The following is a 5820-nucleotide window of genomic DNA, read 5'->3' on the forward strand; positions in this document are numbered from 1 at the left end:
ATTTCTAATATTTTTGGTTGCGGGGGTAGGATTTGAACCTACGACCTTCAGGTTATGAGCCTGACGAGCTACCGGGCTGCTCCACCCCGCGACAGGGCAATCTTCATTGCCGGCCCCACGGGCGAAGTTTTATTCGTGTGGGGTTATTTTTATCATCGTTTGAGAGATTTGAGGCTCTTTATTAGGTTTGGCGGTGACCTACTCTCCCACGTCTTAAGACGCAGTACCATTGGCGCAATCGTGCTTAACGGCCGAGTTCGGGAAGGGATCGGGTGTTTCACTGACGCTGTGACCACCAAACCGAATAAAGAGCTTCATTTCTGCGCTACCGCCTATTCGGCTAAATGAGCGCGGAACCAAGTCAAGTAAGTTGTATGTGTATGCTTTTGTTCGAGTAGAAGCAGTTTTGCTTTTACTGGATCAAATCAAGCCTATCGGGCAATTAGTACTGGTCAACTGAATGCATTACTGCACTTACATCTCCAGCCTATCGACGTGGTGGTCTTCCACGGCCCTCAGGGATACCTTGTTTTGAGGGGGGCTTCCCGCTTAGATGCCTTCAGCGGTTATCCTTTCCGATCATAGCTACCCTGCACTACCGTTGGCACGATAACAGGTCCACCAGTGGATCGTTCACCCCGGTCCTCTCGTACTAGGGGCAACTCCTCTCAAGTATCCTACACCCACGGCAGATAGGGACCGAACTGTCTCACGACGTTCTAAACCCAGCTCACGTACCTCTTTAAATGGCGAACAGCCATACCCTTGGGACCTGCTCCAGCCCCAGGATGAGATGAGCCGACATCGAGGTGCCAAACACTGCCGTCGATATGGACTCTTGGGCAGTATCAGCCTGTTATCCCCGGCGTACCTTTTATCCGTTGAGCGATGGCCCTTCCACTCGGGACCACCGGATCACTATGGCCGACTTTCGTCTCTGCTCGACTTGTCAGTCTTGCAGTCAGGCTGGCTTCTGCCATTGCACTCAACGAGCGATTTCCGACCGCTCTGAGCCAACCTTCGCGCGCCTCCGTTACTCTTTGGGAGGCGACCGCCCCAGTCAAACTACCCGCCACACAGGGTCCCGGATCCGGATAACGGACCGCGGTTAGACATCAAGCAGAACAAGGGTGGTATCTCAAAGGAGGCTCCACAGGGACTGGCGTCCCTGCTTCAAAGCCCACCACCTATTCTGCACATGTTCGGCCTAATGCCAGTGTGAAGCTGTAGTAAAGGTGCACGGGGTCTTTCCGTCTAACCGCGGGAAGCCTGCATCTTGACAGGCAATTCAATTTCGCTGAGTCTATGTTGGAGACAGCGGGGAAGTCGTTACGCCATTCGTGCAGGTCGGAACTTACCCGACAAGGAATTTCGCTACCTTAGGACCGTTATAGTTACGGCCGCCGTTTACCTGGGCTTCAATTCGGAGCTTGCACTCCTCCTTTTAACCTTCAGGCACCGGGCAGGCGTCAGACCCTATACGTCGTCTTGCGACTTCGCAGAGCCCTGTGTTTTTAGTAAACAGTCGCCACCCCCTGGTTTGTGCCCCCAGCCAATACTTGCGTAGAAACTGGGCCTCCTTCTCGCGAACTTACGGAGGTATTTTGCCGAGTTCCTTCAACATAGTTCTCTCAAGCGCCTTGGTATTCTCTACCAGTCCACCTGTGTCGGTTTAGGGTACGATCTAATGAGAGGCTATTTCCAGGGACCGCTGAGCCGCCCATTCAATCCGATAAGGATGAACGACCTTTGCGATCCGTCACTTCTCTCTGGCCCAGGAATATTAACCTGGTTCCCATCGACTACGCCTTTCGGCCTCGCCTTAGGGGTCGGCTTACCCTGCTCAGATTAGCTTTAAGCAGGAACCCTTGGACTTTCGGCGACAGGGTCTCTCACCCTGTTTGTCGCTACTCATGTCATCATTCTCACTAGTGATCTCTCCACCGGATCGTTCACACGCCGGCTTCACAGAAAGCCTCTTGTGTCCAATCCTTCCGAAGAAGGTAAGGACACATGAGACTATGTCACACTACGCTCTGCTACCATGCCTTACGGCATCCTCGGCTTCGGCTCATGGCTTGAGCCCCGTTACATCTTCGCCGCAGGACAACTTATCTAGACCAGTGAGCTGTTACGCTATCTTTAAAGGATGGCTGCTTCTAAGCCAACCTCCTGGTTGTTTTGGTCGTCCCACCTGCTTTCCCACTTAGCCATGAATTAGGGGCCTTAGCCGGAGGTCAGGGTTGTTTCCCTCTCCACTACGGGCGTTAGCACCCGCAGTGTGTCTGCCATCTAGTACTCCCGGGTATTCGGAGTTTGGTTAGGATCAGTAAGCCTGTGGGGCCCCATTACCCATCCAGTGCTCTACCCCCCGGGGTATTCGGATGACGCTCTACCTAAATAGATTTCGCAGAGAACCAGCTATCTCCGAGTTTGATTGGCCTTTCACCCCTAGGCACAACTCATCCCGACCTTTTTCAACAGGTGTGGGTTCGGACCTCCAGTAAGTGTTACCTTACCTTCATCCTGGTCATGCCTAGATCACTCGGTTTCGGGTCTGATCCCACGAACTCATTCGCCCTATTAAGACTCGCTTTCGCTACGCCTACACCTAACGGCTTAAGCTTGCTCGTAAGACCAAGTCGATGACCCATTATACAAAAGGTACGCCGTCAGGACTCGAGGTCCCTCCGACTGCTTGTAGGCGTCCGGTTTCAGAAACTGTTTCACTCCCCTCGTCGGGGTGCTTTTCACCTTTCCCTCACGGTACTGGTTCGCTATCGGTCAGTAAGGAGTACTTAGCCTTCGGAGGTGGTCCTCCGATCTTCAGACAGAATTTCACGTGTTCCGCCCTACTTAATACGTCACTCAAAGCTTCCTATACGGGGCTGTCACCCGCTATGGCCACGCTTTCCAACGTGTTCTAGTCACTTATCATGCTCGGCTGGTTCGCGTTCGCTCGCCGCTACTAACGAAGTCTCTATTGATGTCCTTTCCTCCGGGTACTTAGATGTTTCAGTTCCCCGGGTTTGCTCTTAAAACCCTATGTATTCAGGTTAAAAGTACCTGTTTCAGAAAGATATTGAGTACCAAGGTAACAATATCAAACTGTCAGGTGGGTTCCCCCATTCGGAAATCCATGGATCAAAGCCTATTCTCGGCTCCCCATAGCTTATCGCAGAGTATCACGTCCTTCATCGCCTCTTACTGCCAAGGCATCCACCAAACGCCCTTCTCGCGCTTGATTTGATCCAGAAAGAGCAAAACTGCGAGGGCTGCAGCTGGTAAGAGCAACCCTATACTTTCTGAACCAAAAGCATACTTTCCCGCTTCCAGTCTTGTATCGGACTGGAAACGCGCTGCAGTTCAAAACTGCAACTTGGTTAGTTTACTTGACTTGGGCAACATCATCTTTTCTCGCCGCGATATGTTGAGAGGTCCGAGGAAAGGGACCGCAAAACACCTTCCAACCTCAAATTCATGAGGGGGAAGCGACGGAGGTTAACCCATACTCGGGCAACCAACGATGTTGCATTTTAATCTCTCTTAACGATGTCAATTGTCGTCTCATTGGACGGCTAAACACTCGAAAGTGCTTAGCGATCTAATCAGAAGTGGAATGGTGGAGCCTATCGGGATCGAACCGATGACCCCCTGCTTGCAAAGCAGGTGCTCTCCCAGCTGAGCTAAGGCCCCATATCCAACACTCTTGCGAGTGGAAGTGGTGGGTCGAGGAGGACTTGAACCTCCGACCTCACGCTTATCAGGCGTGCGCTCTAACCACCTGAGCTACCGACCCAAAGTCCAGACCGGTAGGCCTGTGTTTGCTATTACGAAGAGATATGGGGACGGCCTGGCCGAGTTTGACCAACTATTGTTGATCTTATGCTACCAAGTAGCTGCTAATGAGTTTCACGAGATCAGCAAGCTGATATACTAGAAACATCCTTAGAAAGGAGGTGATCCAGCCGCAGGTTCCCCTACGGCTACCTTGTTACGACTTCACCCCAGTCGCTGAGCCTACCGTGGTCCGCTGCCTCCAAAAGGTTAGCGCACGGCCGTCGGGTAGACCCAACTCCCATGGTGTGACGGGCGGTGTGTACAAGGCCCGGGAACGTATTCACCGCGTCATGCTGTTACGCGATTACTAGCGATTCCGACTTCATGGGGACGAGTTGCAGACCCCAATCCGAACTGAGACATCTTTTGGAGATTAACTCACTGTAGATGCCATTGTAGCACGTGTGTAGCCCAACCCGTAAGGGCCATGAGGACTTGACGTCATCCACACCTTCCTCCCGCTTATCACGGGCAGTTTCCCTAGAGTCCCCGGCCAAACCGCTGGTAACTAAGGATGTGGGTTGCGCTCGTTGCCGGACTTAACCGAACATCTCACGACACGAGCTGACGACAGCCATGCAGCACCTGTCACTGGTCCAGCCGAACTGAAGGAATAGATCTCTCTAAACCGCGACCAGGATGTCAAGGGTTGGTAAGGTTCTGCGCGTTGCTTCGAATTAAACCACATGCTCCACCGCTTGTGCGGGCCCCCGTCAATTCCTTTGAGTTTTAATCTTGCGACCGTACTCCCCAGGCGGAATGCTTAATCCGTTAGGTGTGTCACCGAATAGTATACTACCCGACGACTGGCATTCATCGTTTACGGTGTGGACTACCAGGGTATCTAATCCTGTTTGCTCCCCACACTTTCGCACCTCAGCGTCAGTATCGAGCCAGTAAGCCGCCTTCGCCACTGGTGTTCCTCCGAATATCTACGAATTTCACCTCTACACTCGGAATTCCACTTACCTCTCTCGAACTCAAGACTAGCAGTATCAAAGGCAGTTCCAGGGTTGAGCCCTGGGATTTCACCTCTGACTGACTAATCCGCCTACGTGCGCTTTACGCCCAGTAATTCCGAACAACGCTAACCCCCTCCGTATTACCGCGGCTGCTGGCACGGAGTTAGCCGGGGTTTCTTTACCTGCTACCGTCATTATCTTCACAGGCGAAAGAGCTTTACGACCCTAAGGCCTTCATCACTCACGCGGCATCGCTAGATCAGGCTTGCGCCCATTGTCTAAGATTCCCCACTGCTGCCTCCCGTAGGAGTCTGGGCCGTGTCTCAGTCCCAGTGTTGCTGATCATCCTCTCAAACCAGCTATAGATCGTAGACTTGGTAGGCCATTACCCCACCAACTATCTAATCTAACGCGGGCCAATCCTTCACCGAAATTCTTTCCCCCGAAGGGCGTATACGGTATTAAACCCAGTTTCCCGGGACTATTCCGTAGTGAAGGGCATGTTCCCACGCGTTACTAACCCGTCCGCCACTAGATCCGAAGATCTCGTTCGACTTGCATGTGTTAGGCGTGCCGCCAGCGTTCGTTCTGAGCCAGGATCAAACTCTCAAGTTGAAATGATGTTACCATCATAACCTTGACGTCGAACCTCTGCACATCACACCACTCAACCGGCTAAGGTTGAGTAGTAACTGTTTCTCGTGCTTGGTATCAAAGATACCGAAGACCGACAAACAGTGAAGCTGACACTCCATAATCGGACCGAAATCCTAGGAGTGCGATATACAGACGTTCTTGTCGTAGTGACCAAACCGCCCGCATATCTCTTCGTTCATATAACAATTTCAAAGAGCGTGAGACAAAAACCAGACCAGTGCGCCCTAAACTTACGGCGCGCCCGCCCAACTCTGCCTCAGAATTTTCTTCCGAACTTCCCTCCGAAGCGTCCGCTTCGTCGTTCCGTCCGTCCCGCCGTGCGCCTCAGCGCCGCCGGTGAAGGGGGTTCTAAGGCGAGTGC

Annotated in this window: 3 tRNA genes and 3 rRNA genes; all 6 read right to left on the bottom strand. The window is 52.5% G+C overall.

The window, feature by feature from the left end:
- Positions 1–14: 14 nt before the first annotated feature.
- Positions 15–91: transfer RNA gene (locus tag LA304_RS17760), tRNA-Met, on the bottom strand.
- Between the two features lie 94 nt (positions 92–185).
- Positions 186–300 (bottom strand): 5S ribosomal RNA (gene rrf, locus LA304_RS17765).
- A 121-nt stretch (positions 301–421) separates the two neighbouring features.
- A 23S ribosomal RNA gene (locus tag LA304_RS17770) occupies positions 422–3247 on the bottom strand.
- A gap of 373 nt (positions 3248–3620) precedes the next feature.
- Positions 3621–3696, bottom strand: a tRNA-Ala gene (locus LA304_RS17775).
- A 26-nt stretch (positions 3697–3722) separates the two neighbouring features.
- Positions 3723–3799 (bottom strand) — tRNA-Ile (locus tag LA304_RS17780).
- A gap of 153 nt (positions 3800–3952) precedes the next feature.
- Positions 3953–5417: ribosomal RNA gene (locus LA304_RS17785) — 16S ribosomal RNA — on the bottom strand.
- The 16S, 23S and 5S rRNA genes sit together here with 3 tRNA genes alongside, the layout of an rRNA operon.
- Positions 5418–5820: the final 403 nt, after the last annotated feature.

This window comes from Celeribacter litoreus, assembly GCF_020165855.1.
In the GTDB taxonomy this organism is placed as follows: Bacteria; Pseudomonadota; Alphaproteobacteria; order Rhodobacterales; family Rhodobacteraceae; genus Celeribacter; species Celeribacter litoreus.